Origin of the sequence: Gilvimarinus sp. 2_MG-2023, from assembly GCF_030547685.1 — a bacterium.
In the GTDB taxonomy this organism is placed as follows: domain Bacteria; phylum Pseudomonadota; class Gammaproteobacteria; order Pseudomonadales; family Cellvibrionaceae; genus Gilvimarinus.
The window spans coordinates 1-18,959 of sequence record NZ_JAUOQM010000053.1; the positions used below are offsets into that span (position 1 = coordinate 1).

An 18,959-nucleotide genomic window follows, 5' to 3' on the forward strand; every position below is an offset into this window, starting at 1 on the left:
TTTTCAAGAGGGTATCTGACCCCGGTGTTTTTCTGACCCCGGTGTTTTTCTGCAGACACAAAAGTACTAACTTTCCACCTTTAACCGCCATTCCAAATCTATTAAACTCCAGTGACAATAACAATTAAGGCAAGTTTCGTCTTTTTATGATAAATCACATAAAAGTTTTGTCGGATACCGTTCGGGTGACCTATGGTCGGTCGCCACTGTTGTCTTTGTTGCTGCTTTTATTGGTCACACTCCAGGCCCTTAGTTTGCCAGCTACCGTGTGGCTGACGGGTTATATTATCGAGCAAGTAATTTCCAGTAATACGGTAGCAACATCAGATTTGATAATTTGGGGACTTTTGTGGTGGGTAAGCTTGTCAATTGGGAGTTTTTTGGAACCTTGGGTCGGATTTCTTCATCATTCAATCAGTGACAGAAGTTTAGAGTATCTTCAGACTGAAATCAGCGCATGCGTCCTTGGTATGCCAGATTTACAGGCGTTTGAGTCTAAGAAATTTTATCAGGATTTAAGCTTTGCTCAACGAAACCTAGAACATTGTCCTTCGAATTTTATGGGACAAGTTCATCGGGTCACAAAAGGGTTCCTCTCTACCGGTGGGCTTGTGCTTGTGGTGCTTACGTATTCACCTATTGTTGCATTGATTATGTGCATTGCGGTTATCCCTCATGCAGTGGTTCTGGCCCAACTATCGAAGTACCACTTCTGGAATGCGCGCCTTTCAACCAAACCTTGGCGTGAAATTCAGTATGGCATTGATTTACTGACTAATCGAGGCGTAGCGAAAGAAGTTCGATTATTTGGTGCGAAAAGTTTTTTTCAAAATAAAATAAAAATTAATTTTAAGGCACTTTGGGCTCATCTGCATGACGCCAGAATTAAGAGTACTATTTACCCACTACCCACTTTGCTACTGATGCAGGCCGGATCGGTTGTTAGTTTTGTTCTTTTGGTAAAAGGTTATGGCACTGGCACAATTCCCGCGGCTGCATTCGTTGTCGTTCTACAGAGCCTCTATGCTTCGCAGGGCAGTGTCGATCAGGTGGTGAGTGGTGTTACTGTAATACAACGTTTTTTGCTGATGTTTAAGTCCATATTTGTAGTTCTGGAGCTTGAGCAGAGAGTCGATATAAAATCAGCCGATATAAAAGCAACTGATGACTGCTTGGCGAATACTATTAGCGTCCAATTTACTGATGTTAGCTATTCTTATGATGGCGGTGATAATGCACTTAAAAAGGTTCATTTTACAATTAAACAAGGGGAGCATATTGCTATTGTAGGCGCCAATGGCAGCGGTAAGACTACCCTCGTTAATGTTCTACTTGGGCTATGTACTCCTACAAGTGGAGAAGTATTAGTTAACGGTCAACCTCTCAAAAGCTTATGCCTGGATAGGTGGCGCAATGAAATTAGTGGCGTTTTTCAGGATTTTGGTAAATATGAATATTCAGTTCGAGAGAACATAGCCTTTACGTCTACCGGTGAACTCGATAAAAGTATTGCCGACAGTTTGGCTCAGTGCGGACTTGCGGAGAAAATACCATCTCTGAACGTCCGTTTAGGTAGAACCCTGGGGGATACAGACTTATCTGGCGGCCAATGGCAGCGACTGGCCGTTGCACGGTGCATACATAAAGACGCAAGACTATATATTCTGGATGAACCAACTGCCTCCCTTGACCCTATTATAGAAAGTGATATCTATACTCTGTTCAACGATATCACCCAAGGAAAAACATCACTAATGATCACTCACAGACTGGGATCTATTAAAAACGCCGATAGAATATTAGTAATGCAGAATGGTGAAATAGTAGAAGAAGGAAGTCACCAAGCCCTAATTGAGAAAGATGGTGTTTATAAAAGTATGTATGAAACGCAAAAAGATTGGTATTCGTAAAATATCAACTCAATATTATGATATTTAAACGCTACAATTATAAATTCAAACGCATAATTAAAGCGTTTACATTGTAGAGACATAGTTAATATTTAATCGAAATTCAGCTCTACTGCTTTTTAAATAATATAGAGCTCTACAGACAAAAATCCCAAGGTCAATACTGAACATTAAATTCACAATTTATATCCGCTTATTACGCTTTCTCTTGGTGCAAAGTCTTTTTTTTAGCCTGGCAGGATACACAAACGCAAGTACAAGCACTTCAGAATACACACCCACGCAATGGGTGAACACTTGTAGCGATTGGGACGACTGGGATAACCGGCACCTCCATTTAAAATATTCGGCAATAGTTATTATGTCGGCACCTGCGGAATCACCGCGACATTAATTACCGGTGATAAGGGCCATATACTGATTGATGGTGCAACCGAAGCCGGAGCCGATGTCATTATTGAGAATATTAAAAATTTAGGCTTTTCTCTTGATGATGTAAAACTGCTGCTTCATAGCCATGAACCCTTCGACCATGTGGCCGGCTTGGCTAAATTACAAAGAGTCAGTGGCGCTAAGCTTCTTGCCTCAACCGAAGCGGCACCCGTTTTAAGCACCGGCATTACCGCCGACACTGACCCGCAAGCCGGCATGCATAACCCCTTTCCTGCCGCCAAAGTAGATAAAATTATAAAGGATGGTCAAGTGGTTAGCCTCGGCAATCTTGCGCTTACTCCAATTTCTACGCCCGGCCATACCGCCGGTGCCCTATGCTGGCAATGGCAATCATGTGAGAACAAGCGCTGTCTTTCTATTGTTTATGCCGACAGCGCTCAAATCAGCCTGAATATTCCCGAGGCGGAGATTGAAGCCCGGCTGGCCAAATGGCAAGCGCCAGCGCCGCGTTATACGCGAGGAGTGTTGGCTAAGTTTGCCAAGACGGTGTCTTCGGCTTCGGAGAGGGCGGTGACGGATAAAGGATTGTGATGCGCGCTTGCCCGGCGCTCACCGAAAGTCAGACTGCAAAAAAAGCCCAGGATTGATCTTTGGTTTGGATATCGCTAACGCCCGCTGATAGTTTTACTGCATGTGTTGCGCTGGCCGGTTGAGATCAAGTGTCCAGAAAAGTGCTCAAAAGAGGACACCCAGCATAGTCCGTATCTGCTAATACCCCAGGCCCATCAGATACTGATAGGCCTGGGGCTGTCATTAAATCAAAATGCAGCGATACACTTTGATATCAGGCAGGGATTGGAAACTTGAATTGCCCAGTGAGTCCCGTGCTTCCAGGGTTAATCTCACCACCTGCCCTGAGTAGCAATCATTTCCTAACTGAGCATAACTGCCAATTAAATCACTCGGGTTAGAGCTGCTTGGCGTCCAACTCAGATTGCCACTTGAAGCACTACTGCTAAGTTGCACGTTGCTGCGCCATTCGGTAGCGCTATTGGGCTCAAAGGAGGTGGCACGCCAGATATAAGTAATAGGATTATTTCCCTCAGGGTCGGTTGCGCTGGCATTAGCTGTCAGAGTGGTTGACCAGGTGTAGCCATCACCGTTGTAGTTAATGCCGGGGCTTATACTGCCCATGGAGATTGTGGGCGGTAAATTGGCCGGTGCCGGACTAACGGTGATGGTGACCGTGTCTGAGCTGCTAAGCCCCTGCGGGTCAGTGGCTCTAAGGGTGAGTGTACGAGTGCCTGTGCTGGCAAAAGTGGCCTGGCGATTACAGCTTCCGGTATGGGGGAAATCAGCATCGCCGGCATTGCTACTGGTCCAAGTACAAGACAAGTTGCCAGGCCCCGGGTCTGCCCCTTCATTCGCATCGGTAGCAGTCCCCAACAATTGTACCTCTTGCCCGACATAAATTGTCGCACCGGCCGTAGGCTGGGAGAGCGTGACGATAGGTGGCGAATTGATCACATTGACCGAGCGGCTGGCACTGGTAGCCTGGCCTATTAAGTCTTCAGCCGTCACCGTAACGCTGGCATTACCCGCTGTAGTAAAACGGTAAAACGCCGTGTTGCCGACAATCCGGTCGGGCTCAGGGCTCCACGCCAGTGGGCAGGCAACCGGCGGGCAGTTACCGCCGTATTCAGGATCATTAGCGACAGCGGTAACAGCCCACTCACGGTTAAGCGGAATAGTGGTTGAGCTATTGAGTGTGACGGTCGGTGGCCCACCACCTAATATCTCAGCAACAGCATCAAAGGCGTTGATTCTGCGTTGGTGACCGGTAACACCGACTCCACCCACATGAGCCGTGTCACGCACAATTGACCACACCTGTTGAGAGGTCAGTGAGGGATCAGCGGCCCAGACCAGCGCGGCAACGCCCGCCACAAACGGCGATGAATAACTGGTTCCACTAATCTTGCGCGCCTCATCGCCGGGTATGTCAGGCGCAGACCCACCCCAAACGGTATAGGGCCCATATATATCCACGCTGTTGTTATCCGTACGCGAACCAAAGTTGGAGTTTCCATCCCGAACGGTGGCGTTATAGGCCATCCCCCCGACGCAAATAACGGTATTCAATTCACAGGGCAGTGTAGTGGAGCGCTCTATACCCAAACCATTTCTTGTGTCCACATTGCTGCCGTTATTCCCGGCAGACGCAAAAATCAGCGTGTTGGAATTGGTAACCGCTTGGGTAATGCCACTTAAAATTTCACTGGGATGGGGACAGAAAAAACAGAAAACTCTCGACGCTACGTCCCAGCCAGAACCTAATTCCAGCGAAAAGCTCAGGTTGATTATTCTCACTTGGGGAAGTGTGCCAATGGTTTCGACCAGTGTCTCAATGATGTCCACCACATTGGTGCTGAACTGTACGGCAACCAATTGCCCCACAGGGCCTGCGGGGCCTGCCACACCAAAACCGTTATCGAGGGTGCCCATGGCAGAGGTAGTCACATTAGTGCCATGCCAAGGGCAGGCAGTGCCACCACCACATTCGGATGGGTTGGGGATATTCCAGCCGCGCCCGATAACTTGTCTGACCCCTGGAAAATCAGCGTTGGGAGCAAAACCGCCATCCATAATCATAATAGGCACTTTATTATCAAAACGTCCACCGCGCTCCATCGCCTGCCAAGCGGCACCTACACCAATATCCTGGGCACTGCCCTGATTCATATAGGTCCAATCAAAGGCGTTGGGTGAGTAATCCCCATCCCCCGAGATGGACGCCTCGGCGGTAGTGCCACCACTTATGTCTTGCGGGAAAGCCACAAAATTGGGGAATACGCTGATCTGTTCCTGATGCATTTCTGTATAGGCAATGGCCAGGAGTTGGGCGGCCGCTTCACTGGAGGTCTGCAACAGACCAGACACCTCTGGGTAAAGCTCGTTGAGCGTGGCGATCATGGCCGCAGCATCTGCAGTTGATGGATCTATTGCTATACGATAGGTGGAAAAGCCGTCTTCCATGTCAACTTTTTTGAGTAAACTGCCGCTCCAGCGGCCCATAATCGCGTTTACTTTGGCTTCATTGTCGGTATAGATAACCAACTCATTGAGCAGAAAATCGGTGGCGACACCCCCACCATCAACCATACGTGCGAGCGAGCGCGACATGCCCTCACTATCTTCCACAGTGCTCTGCGCGGGCTCGATACCGGCATCCACTTCGAAGGTCAATTCGGTCGACCCTGGGTTGGCGCTAAGCTCCAGGCTGGGCGAACTTTCACCGCCGGCGTTATAAGCGGTAACGACCAAATAATAGGTGCTAGTATTGAGCAGGCCGGTCAGCACATGGGGCGACTCTATGCTCTCGATACGTGTGCCTCCTGAAAGGCTAGCGTAATTTTCCGGAGTAACATCGGCTTCGTTAGCATAATAAAGGTTATAGCCACTGGCGCCACTGACAGCATCCCAGCTTAGACTTAGCTGCTCATTATCCGGGGCAAGACTAAATCCCTCGGGGGCATCGAGACTGTCGGAAGTGAAATTTACGGTAACGGTACAGGCGGCATTAATGGGGCCTGTTTGGTAAGTATTGCCACTTAGGCTGCCACCGCAGCCTGTCGCACTGCCAATGCTGTAACCCGCATCCGCAGCCAAGGTGAACTGGGCGCTCTGACCTGAGGCAACACTGGCGGAGCTGGGGGAAACACTGCCACCGGCGGTTTGAGTCACGCTAACGGTATGCTCAGAGGTCGGCGCAGTGCTAGAACCCCCACCACCTCCGCCACCGCATGCGGTCATAAAACCGATAAGACAAGCAGACGCCCCAATAACTTTAAACAACCCCATCACACACACCCCTGATTAATTATTCCCGCCAGTATGCAACGAGAGGGCTGTGGCGCGTATCCCTAGTTCAGGGGGTATTGTGAGAAATCAACCCGCGCCGCTCTGCCTGTATTGCCGCCTCGGCGCGACTGTGAACACGCAGCTTTCGGTAAATATGCTTAACATGATCGCCAACCGTGTGAGTACTGATGCACAAGGCCTCGCCCACTACCTTGAGAGGTAAGCCCTTGGCAATCAAAGTAAGCACCTGCAACTCGCGAGCCGTCAGCTCCTCAGCGGGCTGCGGTTGAAAATAAGCCAAAACCCGTTGAGCAATGCGCGGTGATAATGGCGGTTGCCCCTCGGCAATACCGGCCAGGTGGCGGGCCAGCTGTTCGGCACTTTGCTCTTTGAGCACATAACCACGCGCCCCCTGACGCAGAGCATCAAAAACGAAATCATCATCGGCAAATGCTGTGGTCACTACCCAGTAAATTTCACGGCCTGCCGCTTCCTGCAACAGCGTCAGACCATTACCATCCGGAAGATGTATATCCAGCAGCGCCAAATCTACCGAAACGGTTTTTAATAACTCGCGCGCCTGTTGCAAGTAGGCGGCCTTATGGATTCGCGCCCGAGGAAAGACACGTACCACAATGCTTGCCAGCCAATCACAAGTTTCTGCCATATCTTCGATGATCAGAATATTTTCGGTCGTTAAGCTCATGCCATCAACTCCTGTGGCAATGTCAGTGTCGTCATCAGCTCATCCCCGTTTTTTTGCCAGTGGATACTGCCATTCAAATCCTTCATGCGCCTACGTATCGTCAAGATACCTGTACCCGGCCGCCAAGTTTCCGGGTCACCCGTGGCTCCGTCGTGGGTAATGACCATCTGCCACCTTTGGGTATTATTGGGTTGGCACAATACGGCAATACAGCTGGGCGAGCTGTGGCGCAAACTATTACTCACCGACTCACGTAACACTCGGCCGAGATCAACTCGCGCCGCCGCGGATAAAACCAACGGTTCCAGTTCGGGAGCCACTTGCCAGTGCAGAGTAACGCCTGGCGCCTCTAGGCGCTCATAAAATTCGCAACGCCATTCGGCCATCGCTTCTCCCAACTCACACCCCTCGGGCCGATTGAGTCGATATATAGTTTCACGCAGCGCCTGCATTGCCTCGGTCATTAATTCAATATTACGCGCGTTTTCTAGCCGGTGAGAGAGTGTAAGCAAACGTGCGCCCACGTCGTCGTGAAGATCGCGCATAATACGCTCGCGTTCGCGCCGGGTAGCTGTGCGTGCATCGGCCGCTGGCCCCACCATGTGCAACAGTGAAGCCACTAAGGTGCAATCATCGGGACTGAACAAATGCCGCCCACCACTGCGATAGGCGAGCGTAATACTGCCTCCGCCGGTCAGATTGGGAATCTGTAACACCAACCCCTCCTCTACGAGCAAGGGCATGGTTAACCTTGTGGTGCTTACTTGTGTTTTCAGCGGCTGAAACAGACGCGAAAGTAATTGATGCCAGCTGGAATTCAACACCTCGTCATCACCGTCACTGATCAGACTTTTCAGCAATTCTCGTGGCAGCCATTGCATGGGGTCTTTACCTTGCCAGAACAGCTTGCGCCACAACCATTGGCGCAGTGGAAAATACACCCAGCCCACCACAAATATTGACAGCGCCAATACGTATGTGGGCGCCAGCTCCAGCCAATAGGCCAGAAGTAAATCCAGCCCAATAACCGCTCCCCCACCCAGCAACCACAGCCACGCCGAGAGCCACCACTGCCCCAGTTGGAACAGGCGATAACGCACGACCGCCATGATCAATCCCAGATAACTGACAATTCCGACACCAAACGCGATCTCCAGCGGCAATACCGGTGCCGCCCCCATCATGGCCGGAAAAAAATACAGACTGGTGACCAGAATTATCCCTGTCATCATCACCAATACAAACCAACGCAGGGCTGCTCGATCTACTGGATGACGACGAGACAAAAACCACTGCACTGCAATCACTGTAAAAGTGGCAGGCAATGCACACACCACAGGAAAAGCAAAGGTGCTACCCGGCCAATCAACCGCTTGCGTCAGCTCATTGACAAACAACAGCAAGGTGGCAACTAACAGCGCCCACAGCACTCGACCCGAGACCAACCGACGCGGATAGACTAAAAATACCGCTAGGTAAGAGAAGAAAAACAACAGCGTACCCAGCCGATTACCAGCAACGGCCCACTCGAATAACTGCGGATGGATACTGGGTTGGCGATAAGCGTATATCAAATTAGACAAGGCAATAATGGCAAAACTGGCCCCCGCCAATAGCAGCATATGACTGGCCAACTCCCGTCGCCGGTAGCTCCATACCCCAGCGCCCACCAAAAAGGGGATTGTGCCCGCGGCCATGAGCCACCACCATGGCGACAGACTGTTCAACGGGCGGCGACTCGCCTCCAGTATAAGCTTGCGCCCATCCTGTAAGTGAATTTCCGTTTGCGTCTGGTCGGTAGCGCGATAAAGCGCGGCCACATGATCGAACAACGCATTAAGACCGGAGAAGTTTCCGGTGCGGTCAGGATCACTCACCAGACTCAAGGGCTCAAGCAAAACCGGGGATTGACCAACAGTAGCAAAGGCCGTCACCTTATCGCCCACGGCAAGACCTGCCGACCGAGCGCGATCATCGACCGCTATCACCTCTCCTACCCGGTCTGGAGCAGAGGCGATACTCACACCAAACCAAGGCGCTGTAATAATTAACCACACACACAGAACAACAGCGGCCATTGCCATCACTGCTGCCAGGAAAAACATATATTGAGGTGTGAATACCGTTCGCTTCATAGGCTCGGCCTCTACCGATCCACCAAAAGCACATGACCTTGTGGGCCAAACCGCTTGCGCCTTCGCGTTATTATGTGACTTGGAACATCTCAAGCTTACCACAGAGAAAATTACGGCCAGATAAATTTTGAAATGCTAGGGACAGATACACGGTTACTTATTTAGCGTTGCATGTGTTGTTAGATGCCATTTCAAAAGCGACGGAGTTACTTTTCTTCGAGCCAGGAAAAGTAACTCACTCTGAAGGCGAAAAATTTATATCCGCATGCCCTCTAAAACCACGCCACCTTGCTAGCACCAAGGCAGGAGTGTGATACTAAAGCTCAACGTCTGAACCTCTTAAATGTTTTAGCCCTATGTCTGAATCCAAGCAAGCGCTGGCCGCTATTATCGACAACTGCCAGCCCAACAGAATCGTCGCGCTAGGCGAGACGGCGCAGCGGTTAGCACAACGGTGGTCTGAGCACAGTGAATGTGAGGTTACTCACCTAACCCTTGAGGATACTCAAAACGAGTTGTCGTTTGCTGATGTTCAGGACCTCGGCTTAGTCTCCGACACCTTGGAGCATGTGAGTTTTCAGCAAGGGCAGATTTTGATTGGCCAGCTGCGCAATTACGGCACCCGCCAAATCGCGGTACTGGTGCAGGACCAAAGTGGCTGGGATTTGAATGATTTTATCGCACTGGGGTTTAAAAGAGAGTCGCAGCTTGGGGAAGACGGCGGCCGCAACCCATCAACCCTGTACACCTACAATATCAGCAGCTATAACCACCAACGCTCCTGGAACAACCCCAGGTTCTGGGCCAACCCGCACATGTGGGGTAAGACCTAATGGTGATGGACATTTGTAAAGTGGCTTATATTTTATAGCGGCGTGTTTTAACGAGGTGTTTTTCGCCTTTAGAGCGATAGCCCGTTTAATTATCTTGCCCCTTAAAACCCTACCCGCCTCGCCAACCAACCGTGCATCAAGCCGGCTTGAAAAAATGGAAGTGGATTTTCAAAACCACCAGCAGCTATAAGGCTTGAGACTTCGCTCGGCGGCAATACACCCACATGATTCGTGTAGGTGTTGCGCATACGGGCTACGCCTGACTCAGTGATTTTACCCGAGGTCATACTCACCCAGCCGCGCAGCAATAGGTCAAACTCGGGCGAGGTGATTTCTGCGGCCAAATCAACGCTGATTAACAAGCCATTGGGTTGTAGTCGGTCAGCAATGGTATGAAAAAACTGTGTACGCTCTGCGCGCGGCAGAATAAATTGCGATACCAAAAAACAAGTAGCAGCGTCGTGTCTGGCGACGCTGGGCACCTCGCTTAAAAAGCCTTGGTAAAACACCAGCGGGGATTTTTCTGGGCAAGGTGTAACAGTTCATCCCCGGTACCTACACCTACACAGAGAATGTGCGCATCAATAGGTAAGGACACCAGGAAGCTATCGACCAGTAAATACAAACACTCGCGAATCGCGGCCGTTTTAGCCCAGTGAGCGTCGTAGTGTTCGGCCTGCTGGTCAAACAGTGCGGTTATTTCATCAGGTTGCATCGTCTTCTCGCTTAGTAGTGAATAGCGGCGGGCAGAAATTGGCCTGCTTAATGATTAAATATCAGCGCGCGATGGGCGGCGATACCCGCCATGGTGCCCGATGCAATGGCAAAGGTAGCGCTCTGCATTGGGTTGGATAAATCACCTGCGACAAACACACCGGGGGTTGAGCTTTCTTTAAAATCATCCACTTTAATAGCGGCACCCAGTGGGGCTTCTACCGTTTCAAGTTTTAACTTAGCCACAAGGGGTGTGGTAATGGTGACTTGGGGGGCGACATACAGCCCTTTAATAGGAATCTGACGGCCATCGGCCAAAGCAACGTATTGAATTTTTTCACCGTCACCGACAACTTGGGTTATGGCGCAATCTTCTATGCCGACGCCTCTTTGAATTAGATGCTCTAATACCTCTGCCTCAGGCTTGAACTGCCCCTGGGTAAATAAGGTGGTCGCGCCCCAATCCGGAATCAACGCTGCTTGGTGAAAAGACATTTCACCGGTGGCTAAAACACCCAGCGCACGATCTTGCAGCTCGTAGCCGTGGCAGTAAGGACAGTGAATGACACTTTTGCCCCAGTGCTCCTTAACCCCCGGAATATTCGGCAACCGATCGGTGATGCCGGTGGCAAGAATAAGCTTTTGCGTGTGGTAGCTAGCCCCACCTGCCAGCGTGACCGAGAAGCCGCCCTGCGTCTGTTCGACATCGACGGCACTGTCGTCGATAAGTCGAAAAGTTGGGTAGGCCTGCAGTTGCGCTAAGGCCGTGGCGCGAATTTCGGCGGGAGTTTTGCCGTCCAGACAAAAAACCCCGTGAGATTCGGCAGCAAAACGATTGCGCGGTTTATTGGCGTCAACCACGATGACATTGCGCCGACCGCGCACCAACTGCATAGCCGCCGACAACCCTGCAAAACTTCCCCCGACAATAAGCACTTCTGTCTTCATTTTCGCCACCTGCAACTCATGAAACAACAATAGTTACATGAATATGCCGCCACAGCAAGCCATGTAACACAAAAAGTTTCATGATATATTGGTGATTTACTCGCAAAGGCGTTCTATGCGCAAAGACAGTCGACTCTCCCGAGTGCTGCATGTACTCATACACCTCAATCGATCAGACGGCCCGGTTACCTCAGAGACATTGGCCAATATGCTCGCCACTAACCCTGTGGTAGTCAGACGCACCATGGCGCTATTGCGCACCCAGGGTTATGTGCAGTCCAGCAAGGGCCACAACGGCGGCTGGGCACTGACTAAGCCTTTGGCCGACATCTCCTTGTTGGATATTCATAACGCACTCGGCGAAAGCTCAATTTTTACCATTGGCCTGACCGACGAACACGATAACTGCCCGATAGAAATCGCCGTTAATGAAGCGTTAAAAGATGTCATGAATGAAGCCGAAAATTTAATGCTGAAGCGCTTTGGCGAGATTACATTAGATAAACTCGAACAAGGCAGCACAGGCCACCCCGTCAATCTGCGCTCTTAACAGATCTCTAAGTCATTATGCTTGACAGAAAAATTAGCAACACCTGATTTAAATCAAAGCGACCACTGGATAAAAGCTTAAAATTTACCCTTCACTTTGGAGGACGTAATATGGCTTACAAAAAATTAGCAGGCACCTCGGCCGTTTTTATTGATGAGAACAATCCAAATAGCTCGGCCCAAGAGCGCGATGGTTTGACCTGGACGGCCACAGAACTGCATTTACAAGAAATACCCGATCAATTAACACGCAAAGAACCCATGGCAAATAGTTTGTCGCTAGAGGGACTCGAAGATTACGACCCACCTCATCATGGAGATCTACGGTTAGTGCAATGTATTAATGCGGACTTTGTGTATGTGGCGCCGACTAAAGCTTGGGTGCAATATAATTAACTGCTGCTGAGTCTTCAAAAATTTAATAAGGGCGCTCTAGGACACTGATCTGAATTGATTGTGTGACTGCAATCATCAAAACCAAAAAGGCCTCGAAACCATCCGGATTTAGACAAACAACCAAAAGATTGCTACCAAGCGCCTCCCCCTTTTTCACTTTATCAATACATGTAACTATTTTAAGCGGCGATAGAATAAAGATGAAATACACGCCTTGAAATGGCAGATACTCTATTCAGCTAGGACTTCAGCTCTTGTGGCACGCAGATCAACAGAGCTTAAGTATTATTTTTAAAAATACACTATAGCCTTTAGTGTTATTCCCTTTATCTATAACCCTGTGCCGGTATTAGCCGAATACAGGTACAGCAATTAATAGTGCGTGACTACGACGAGTGGACATGATCCAATAGCGATCGCCAACAGCAGTTAATCCCCGTATAAATCACTTGCTTTAACCAAGGGTTACCCTGCGGGTTTGTAAGGCGACAATTAAAATCAAGGAGGAATTTATGAAAAACATCATAAAATATTGCCTGTTTATTCTAGTCACTTTTAGTATTACAACCGCCCAAGCGGCTCAGTATCTGCGAAAAAATGCCGCCACCGACGCGGCTCAAGCAGACATTAAAGCGCTCAACATTGCACTCAAAAAAATGAAAGCGATGTCATGCGATGAGCCATTCAGCTGGTACTATCAAGGTGCAACGCATTCCATTCCCGACGAAATAAAACCCAACCCACTGTGTCCGTCCTACACCCAGAAGGCCGACCTAAAGTGGGCATGGGCTACTTGCACCCATAAAGCCGGCTCTGAAATACATTTTCTTATGTGGCACCGCCTGTACATTGCTCATTTTGAAAAAATTGTACGCAAGCTATCAGGAAAGTCCGATTTCGCTTTACCCTACTGGAATTATACTGACCCCAGAAACCGTGTTATGCCTAACGCTTTTCGAACAACGGATACTTCTTTATTTGAAGAATCCAGGCTCCCCAGCCTGAACAATGGGGAACGTATTAGTTCGGACATGGATTCCAAGTTAAACATTAATTTATTAATGAAAAATAGCGTGTTTTCTGTATTCAACAATAACATTGATAGCGCCCCACACGGTGCCATGCACAATTATATTGGCGGCCTTTATGCTGGCACGAAAATGTGGAACCCCATTTACCAGAATGACAATCAGTTTGGGTTGATGTCTCACGTGCCATCCGCCGGTTTTGATCCGATATTTTGGTTACACCATTCAAATATCGATTTCATTTGGCAAGCTTGGGAATTAAGCCCAAATGGAACTCGCCCCTCTTTAGCTGAGTTGGAAAAAGCGCCCTGGCCTTATCAATTCTTTGATGAAAATGGCAAAAGAGTTGAGTACACCATTGAGGAGGCGTATAAAACGGCTTTTAATATCGACTACCAATATGATCAACTGCAATCTCAAATCCAACCACTCAATTCAAGCGAACACAAACTGTTAGTGGCAGAAAATACCAGCCAAAACAAAGAGCTGGTATGGCATCAAAAGATCGAGAAAACCACCGAAGATAATACGATCGTTATGGATGCCCCCATGATTCAACCGCAAAAGAATATGGAACTAATGCTACTGAATCGTCCCGAAGCGCTCGTCATTGAGATTGTTGTGGCTTTTGAAACTGAACCACACGACAGTTACAACGTATTTATTGTTAACGGTAACGGCAGCCGAACACTCACGGGGGTAATGACATTTTTTGGAGCTGCTCACCACATGCAAGGGCACGACACGCATCAAGCAGGCGGAACAAAAACATTCACCTATGACGTAAGCTCAGAGATACCCGCCGATGGTGATTATGACGTTGTCATAGAAAGCCAACGCAATAAAGATGAAACACTTTCCGTAAAGAGCATGTCCCTATACCGTTATTAATCTTTTAACCATGCAAACAGCAGGGCTCAGACTGTCTGCGCCCTGCCGCTGGTGTTCTAAACACAGCCCCAGACACTCATTGAGTGTAACCGAGCGTTTCTTGTTAACATACTCATAATCAGACAAGTACCGGTTTTCTTTTGAACTCAATCAAGAACCTAGACGTTAAACCTTCAGCTTAACGTCATTCTCAATGTTTTTACTTAGCACCACGAGTATATGGATAAAACTTTATGCGCAAAGAACTAAGAGCCAAGATCATTGAAGTTTGTGATCAAAAAATACAATCCAAAGGAGAAAACGTGGGCCTTTCTTTTTATGCATTTTTCAAAAACAAGAATACTGATCCAGAATTGCTGATGGAGGCTGCAACCTGGTGGATAGAAACCCATCAGTTGGATCATTTCGAAAAAGCCATAAAAATTAAATCAATGGTAAGCGCTGATATTTAATCTAGCAGGTTGCCACCACTACTTTTGTGCAAAAGTTGACTTGATAAGCGTTTACATAACTTTATAGTGCTGTATAAAAACTGTTCTTTTAAACAAGAAAAATTGGATCCGCAATATTTTTCAGGATTCAATACTCGCCTCACATAAATGCAGACTGCTATTCATCTGCCCCGCAGCAGAGCATAATTTGATAAGAGTTGAATCAGTTTTACCACCAGAAATTCTTGAGTAATAAAGAATTATACGCCCCGCCTCACTCTTTAAATCTGTCTTTATATAATCACCCCCTGCGTCATCAGTGGCATCTGGCGCGACAACAAAAATTTATGCGCCCCGATGCGATTGCTCTTAACAGTTTTTAGCATACTTCTTATTTTTACATCGAGCGTTGGCGCGAAATATGCCTTATGTGACCCGCCGTACCTTCGTATTCTCACGCTGGCTGATCGAAACCGTGGATGAACGACTCTAACGCACAGTGGCTGACAGTGGACATCTTCTGCAAGGGGTACTAAACCTATGTGTGACCTGAAGGTTTAAATATTGAGCAGTACTACTGAATTAAGCGGAGCTTCATTCGAAGGCGATATTTTGATAGATTCGATTAAGTCGGTTAACTAAAAGGAAAAATTATGCAAACGTTGAAGACCAAACGCCGCAATGCATCCGCATCGCTCGCCATAGCTGTCTCTATTGCCGCTGCCAGTTATGCAGGAGCAACCATCGCCCAAGAGCAGGACGGCGCGACACAAGAGCAAGGCCAAAACACCAGAGCGATTGAGGAAGTTATGGTCACCGCGCAGAAACGCTCCGAAAGCGCACAGGATGTCGCTATCGCTATTTCCGCGTTCAGCGGCGAAGACCTGGACAAGATGGGCTTTGAAGAGGGTATCAATATTACCCAGCAAGTTCCCAACATGAATTATTTTGCCATTTTTGGCGAAGCGTCCAGCCCATCACTAACGCTGCGCGGTATTGGTTTATCTAACTTTGCCGACACATGGGAAGCACCCGTTGGACTTTATGTAGACGAAGTTTATCGTGGCAACCCTTCGGGCTCTGGCATGCAATTGTTTGATGTACAACGCATTGAAGTGCTGCGCGGCCCTCAAGGCACACTGTTTGGCCGCAACACCTCGGCCGGCTTAGTACACCATATTACCAATGATCCAACAGAAGATTTTGAAGCCAACGCCAGCCTCCAGCTGGGCAGCTACAATCAAAGTATTTTTGAAGGTGCGGTCAGTGGCGCCTTAACCGACAACGTACGCGGCCGCTTTGCGGTTAAGAAAAGTGATAGCGATGGCTGGCAAACCAACGGGATTGATGGACAAGACCTTGGCACCACCGATACCTTGGGGTATCGCGGTAAATTAGCAATCGATTTCACGGACAACGTTAACTTGCTACTGGATGTGCACGGCAGCGATGCCGACCAACAAACCGTAGGCTTTGTGCACTTGGGTTATCAAGACCCAACCAACACGAACAATCGCTGCGCCACCGCGAGCATTCTTGAGGGCGATTGTATCAGCGTTACCATTCCGGGCGCGCTCACGGGTCGCGAAGAAGCCGGCGGCTGGGGGCCAGAGTACGCCTCCTCCGGTGCGGCCGATGGACTTAAAACCGAAATTGAAACCTTTGGCGCCTCGGCTAAGCTTTCGATCACCACTGATAAATTTGATATCACCTCCATTACAGCACTGGAGACCATGGACAAACTGTTAGAAGATGACTTTGACGCGACGTCGATTATTTGGTTCGACGAGCAGTATAAAGCCGACACCGAACAGTTCAGCCAAGAACTTCGCATCAGCGGCGCTACCGATAGCATGGATTGGGTCTCGGGCATCTACTATTTTAAAGATGAACGCAACCTGGCCACTCAGGGCCCCACCACCAGTGACGCCATTATCTTCGAAGGCTACTGGCATAACGAATATATCGACCAAAACACCGAGTCTTACGCGGTCTTTGGCCAGATCGACAAAGCACTAAGCAACACACTGTCATTGACGGTGGGTGCCCGCTACACCTGGGAAGAAAAAGACGCCGTATTGAGCAACCGCGGCGAACCCAGCTATTACGGCGACCAACTGTTTGCTGACGAAATTGACGAAGAAGGTTTTAGCGGACGCTTAGGCCTAGACTACACCCCCAACGACAACACACTGTACTACGCCAGCCTGTCTCGCGGCTTAAAATCCGGCGGTTTTAACGGCTCTTATGTCGGTAGCGTTGGCGCTTTTGGGCCGGTCGAAAAAGAAACCATGACCAGCCTGGAAGCGGGTTACAAGGCCACTCTGGGGGGCGGCCGAGCGCGTCTAAACGTTGCGGTATTCGCCTATGAGCTAGAAGACTTTCAGGCGCAACTGTGGGACTCGTCCACCGGCTCCGCCGATATTTCTAACCTAGGGGATGTCCATGGCCACGGCCTGGAAGCAGAGCTGACCTATCTCGTAACCGACGACTTCGAATTGATTACTGGCCTGGGGCTTCTGGACACCGAAATCAAATCGGACTTAGTCACTAATGTCGCCGGTCAGGTTATCGAGATCGACGGCAACGAAATGCCTTCCGCACCTGCCACCTCCCTCAATCTGGTAGCGCGTTATTATCTGGGCGACTGGACACTACAAGCCGATTACTCCTGGCTCGGTGATCACGAGCTGCAGCTGGAAAATGACCCCTGGTCCAAGCAAGAGGCCTACGGGATACTTAACGCACAGGTCTCTTGGCGGTCTGGCGCTTGGGCGGTTACCGGCGCGGTTAAAAACTTGCTAGATGAAGAGTACTTCACCTACCAAAACACCGGCGGTGATGACTGGGGTTACGCGGTTTGGGGCGCCCCACAAACTGCCTACGTCAAACTCGACTACAGTTTTTAACTCCTAGTCTGCACTAGAAGACCAACTAAGGGGAATGGGCAACCATTCCCCTTTTTTACGACCGTCACTTTACCTAGCCGTAACTTAACACCTCGGCACTGGGTGCCTAGCTTTGTCGCATCTGCTATCGTATTGATCACACAAATTCCCATAGCGACCCAATATGACCCTATTTATCTGTATTGCCACTGGTATATTAGCGCTGGCCACGGTGCTGCCTTTATGGCGAAATCCCCACTGGCTGGTGCGTGGGCTGGATTTTCCCCGCTTACAACTTGCGCTGATTGCCCTAGCACTTATCCCGTTACAGATTTTTTTAATACCCTGGACACAACCCACGTTTTGGATTGTGTTGATTGTCACTCTGGGCTGCCTGTGTCGGCAATTGTGGTGGGTACTGCCTTACACACGCTTGTGGCGCGCCGAGGTTAAACACAATCCGAACGCCAAACCCGAACACAATCTCACCATAATGACCGCCAATGTTCTCACCCCCAATCGGCAGGCAGACACGTTGCTAGCCCTGGTGAAAAAGCACCAGCCCGATATATTAGTAACCCTGGAATCCGATCAATGGTGGCAAGACCAACTGGATGTTTTAGAGGCCGATATGCCCTACTGCATCAAGTGCCCGCTGGATAATTTATACGGTATGCACGTTTATTCTCGCCTCGAGCTAAAAGAAGCCGAGACGCGCTACCTTGTAGAAGACGACATTCCTTCCATGCACGCTCAGGTGATATTGCACAGTGGCGATGCCGTACGCGCACATTTTTTACATCCAGCGCCGCCCAGCCCCACTGAAAATCCCGAGTCGGCCGAACGCGATGCAGAACTGGTTGTCGTGGCCAAGAGTGTTGTTGAGAGCGATCAGCCGGTGGTAGTCACCGGCGACTTAAACGACGTAGCCTGGTCTGCCACCACCCAGCTATTTCGCAAACTCAGCGGCTTGCTAGACCCGCGTATAGGCCGGGGAATGTTTAACACCTTTCACGCCAAGTACCCATTTTTGCGCTGGCCACTGGATCATTTATTTCACAGCCGCCACTTCACAGTCAGTTCGATTGAACGCTTACCTTATTTTGGCTCGGATCACTTCCCGCTATTAACTCGGCTGGCCTTCACGCCAAATGCGAAAGAAAAGCAAGAGGAGCCATCCACCGACCGCGATGAAAAATCTTGGGCCAAGTCCATTGCTCAAGAGCAAGAGGTAGGCGCTGATGATGTACCAGAACCCGGTGAGTAATACGCAGAA

Annotated in this window: 15 protein-coding genes; 9 read left to right on the plus strand and 6 right to left on the minus strand. The window is 49.3% G+C overall.

Features of this window, described 5'->3' with window-relative positions; translation table 11 throughout:
* Positions 1–254: 254 nt before the first annotated feature.
* Together Q4526_RS15810 and Q4526_RS15815 are read left to right on the plus strand one after the other, a co-directional pair.
* Positions 255–1,910: an ABC transporter ATP-binding protein gene (locus tag Q4526_RS15810; RefSeq protein ID WP_303609697.1), complete on the plus strand. Its 1,656-nt coding sequence runs from the start codon at positions 255–257 to the stop codon at positions 1,908–1,910.
* Positions 1,911–2,252: 342 nt separating this feature from the next.
* Positions 2,253–2,894, plus strand: a complete 642-nt coding sequence (locus Q4526_RS15815) for an MBL fold metallo-hydrolase (RefSeq protein WP_303609703.1) — start codon at positions 2,253–2,255, stop codon at positions 2,892–2,894.
* Between the two features lie 222 nt (positions 2,895–3,116).
* On the opposite strand, the gene Q4526_RS15820 is transcribed toward Q4526_RS15815, so the two are convergent.
* The 3 genes from Q4526_RS15820 to Q4526_RS15830 all read right to left on the minus strand — a co-directional run bounded on the left by Q4526_RS15820 (position 3,117) and on the right by Q4526_RS15830 (position 9,005).
* Entirely contained in the window at positions 3,117–6,164 is a 3,048-nt protein-coding gene (locus Q4526_RS15820; RefSeq protein WP_215978093.1) for a S8 family serine peptidase, read from the minus strand.
* Positions 6,165–6,231: 67 nt separating this feature from the next.
* Positions 6,232–6,870, minus strand: coding sequence for a response regulator transcription factor (locus Q4526_RS15825; RefSeq protein ID WP_215978094.1), 639 nt, complete (start codon positions 6,868–6,870; stop codon positions 6,232–6,234).
* The gene (locus tag Q4526_RS15830; RefSeq protein WP_215978095.1) at positions 6,867–9,005 is read right to left on the minus strand and encodes a hypothetical protein; all 2,139 of its coding nucleotides are present in this window, start codon (positions 9,003–9,005) and stop codon (positions 6,867–6,869) included. Before Q4526_RS15830 ends, Q4526_RS15825 begins: the two co-directional genes overlap by 4 nt.
* Positions 9,006–9,361: 356 nt before the next feature.
* Here Q4526_RS15830 and Q4526_RS15835 point away from each other — a divergent pair, with 356 nt between their 5' ends.
* Positions 9,362–9,838, plus strand: a complete 477-nt coding sequence (locus Q4526_RS15835) for a DUF6231 family protein (protein WP_215978096.1) — start codon at positions 9,362–9,364, stop codon at positions 9,836–9,838.
* A gap of 101 nt (positions 9,839–9,939) precedes the next feature.
* Here Q4526_RS15835 and Q4526_RS15840 read toward each other — a convergent pair whose 3' ends face one another.
* Genes Q4526_RS15840 through Q4526_RS15850 form a run of 3 tightly spaced genes read right to left on the minus strand, consistent with a single transcriptional unit; the run spans position 9,940 to position 11,500 of the window.
* The gene (locus tag Q4526_RS15840) at positions 9,940–10,320 is read right to left on the minus strand and encodes a hypothetical protein (protein ID WP_303609698.1); all 381 of its coding nucleotides are present in this window, start codon (positions 10,318–10,320) and stop codon (positions 9,940–9,942) included.
* Between the two features lie 5 nt (positions 10,321–10,325).
* The gene (locus Q4526_RS15845; RefSeq protein WP_215978098.1) at positions 10,326–10,553 is read right to left on the minus strand and encodes a hypothetical protein; all 228 of its coding nucleotides are present in this window, start codon (positions 10,551–10,553) and stop codon (positions 10,326–10,328) included.
* A gap of 47 nt (positions 10,554–10,600) precedes the next feature.
* Positions 10,601–11,500, minus strand: a complete 900-nt coding sequence (locus tag Q4526_RS15850) for an NAD(P)/FAD-dependent oxidoreductase (protein WP_215978099.1) — start codon at positions 11,498–11,500, stop codon at positions 10,601–10,603.
* A gap of 115 nt (positions 11,501–11,615) precedes the next feature.
* On the opposite strand from Q4526_RS15850, the gene Q4526_RS15855 reads away from it, so the two are divergent.
* From Q4526_RS15855 to Q4526_RS15880, 6 genes are all read left to right on the plus strand, one after another.
* Entirely contained in the window at positions 11,616–12,050 is a 435-nt protein-coding gene (locus Q4526_RS15855) for an Rrf2 family transcriptional regulator (RefSeq protein ID WP_215978100.1), read from the plus strand.
* Between the two features lie 110 nt (positions 12,051–12,160).
* The gene (locus Q4526_RS15860; RefSeq protein ID WP_303609699.1) at positions 12,161–12,445 is read left to right on the plus strand and encodes a hypothetical protein; all 285 of its coding nucleotides are present in this window, start codon (positions 12,161–12,163) and stop codon (positions 12,443–12,445) included.
* A gap of 512 nt (positions 12,446–12,957) precedes the next feature.
* On the plus strand, positions 12,958–14,364 hold the full coding sequence (locus Q4526_RS15865; RefSeq protein ID WP_215978101.1) for a tyrosinase family protein: 1,407 nt from the start codon (positions 12,958–12,960) through the stop codon (positions 14,362–14,364).
* A gap of 233 nt (positions 14,365–14,597) precedes the next feature.
* Complete coding sequence (locus Q4526_RS15870; RefSeq protein ID WP_215978102.1) at positions 14,598–14,816, plus strand: DUF6500 family protein; 219 nt, start codon at positions 14,598–14,600, stop codon at positions 14,814–14,816.
* A gap of 632 nt (positions 14,817–15,448) precedes the next feature.
* Positions 15,449–17,704: a TonB-dependent receptor gene (locus Q4526_RS15875; RefSeq protein WP_215978103.1), complete on the plus strand. Its 2,256-nt coding sequence runs from the start codon at positions 15,449–15,451 to the stop codon at positions 17,702–17,704.
* Between the two features lie 163 nt (positions 17,705–17,867).
* On the plus strand, positions 17,868–18,950 hold the full coding sequence (locus tag Q4526_RS15880; RefSeq protein WP_215978104.1) for an endonuclease/exonuclease/phosphatase family protein: 1,083 nt from the start codon (positions 17,868–17,870) through the stop codon (positions 18,948–18,950).
* Positions 18,951–18,959 lie beyond the last annotated feature (9 nt).

Excerpts from the sequence above, each read along its gene's own strand:
- Q4526_RS15820 (WP_215978093.1), bottom strand. The coding sequence starts at position 6,164 with ATGGGGTTGTTTAAAGTTATTGGGGCGTCTGCTTGTCTTATCGGTTTT.
- Q4526_RS15825 (WP_215978094.1), bottom strand. The coding sequence starts at position 6,870 with ATGAGCTTAACGACCGAAAATATTCTGATCATCGAAGATATGGCAGAA.
- Q4526_RS15830 (WP_215978095.1), bottom strand. The coding sequence starts at position 9,005 with ATGAAGCGAACGGTATTCACACCTCAATATATGTTTTTCCTGGCAGCA.
- Q4526_RS15835 (WP_215978096.1), top strand. The coding sequence starts at position 9,362 with ATGTCTGAATCCAAGCAAGCGCTGGCCGCTATTATCGACAACTGCCAG.
- Q4526_RS15845 (WP_215978098.1), bottom strand. The coding sequence starts at position 10,553 with ATGCAACCTGATGAAATAACCGCACTGTTTGACCAGCAGGCCGAACAC.
- Q4526_RS15850 (WP_215978099.1), bottom strand. The coding sequence starts at position 11,500 with ATGAAGACAGAAGTGCTTATTGTCGGGGGAAGTTTTGCAGGGTTGTCG.
- Q4526_RS15855 (WP_215978100.1), top strand. The coding sequence starts at position 11,616 with ATGCGCAAAGACAGTCGACTCTCCCGAGTGCTGCATGTACTCATACAC.
- Q4526_RS15860 (WP_303609699.1), top strand. The coding sequence starts at position 12,161 with ATGGCTTACAAAAAATTAGCAGGCACCTCGGCCGTTTTTATTGATGAG.
- Q4526_RS15865 (WP_215978101.1), top strand. The coding sequence starts at position 12,958 with ATGAAAAACATCATAAAATATTGCCTGTTTATTCTAGTCACTTTTAGT.
- Q4526_RS15870 (WP_215978102.1), top strand. The coding sequence starts at position 14,598 with ATGCGCAAAGAACTAAGAGCCAAGATCATTGAAGTTTGTGATCAAAAA.
- Q4526_RS15875 (WP_215978103.1), top strand. The coding sequence starts at position 15,449 with ATGCAAACGTTGAAGACCAAACGCCGCAATGCATCCGCATCGCTCGCC.
- Q4526_RS15880 (WP_215978104.1), top strand. The coding sequence starts at position 17,868 with ATGACCCTATTTATCTGTATTGCCACTGGTATATTAGCGCTGGCCACG.